This is a genomic window from Oleiphilus sp. HI0128, from assembly GCF_001635365.1.
In genome coordinates this window covers 1-615 of record NZ_LWGG01001502.1, presented here as the reverse complement: position 1 = coordinate 615, position 615 = coordinate 1, and the positions used below count along the sequence as shown (strand labels likewise).

General features: G+C 50.9%; 1 protein-coding gene. It reads right to left on the bottom strand.

The annotated features are described in order from the left end of the window. Positions 1–615, bottom strand: a 615-nt coding sequence (locus A3763_RS24725) for a precorrin-3B C(17)-methyltransferase (protein WP_156495316.1), incomplete at both ends; no start/stop codon positions are given.

Genomic DNA, 615 nt, shown 5'->3' with positions numbered 1-615 from the left:
TGGTAATGGTGATGGACTCGTCTTCACGGGTTAATTGGCGCCCCAACAAAACGGGCGTCGAAGCCGGTCGGTACTGGAGCAAAACGTCTCGCGCATGGTTCAACTGCCAATCACGCTTTTTAGATACGGGGTTATAGAACGAGATAACAAAGTCACCTTGGCCAGCGCTATGAATACGCTTTTCGATCGTCTCCCAAGGCGTTAGCAAATCAGATAACGATACGGTACAAAAATCATGACCGAGCATGGCGCCGACACGGCTTGCGCCCGCTTGCATGGCAGAGATTCCAGGGACAACGTCTATCTCAACATCTAGCCATTCTGGATGATCTAAGGCCTCGCCTTGCGCTTGCTTTAAGAGTTGTTGATCCAACAATTCAAACACCAACGTTGCCATCGCATAAATGCCGATGTCGCCACTCGAAACCAAGGCGGTTGTTTTACCGCTAGCCGCGAGATCTAAGGCGAGTTTAGCTCGCCCGATCTCTTCCCCCAAAGGTAACTCGTGATGTGTTTTTCCATCACACACATCACCTAACAAGTCGAGATACAAACCGTACGCGACCAAATCTGAACTGGCTCCAATGGCGCTAAGCGCTTTCGGCGCCACAAGAG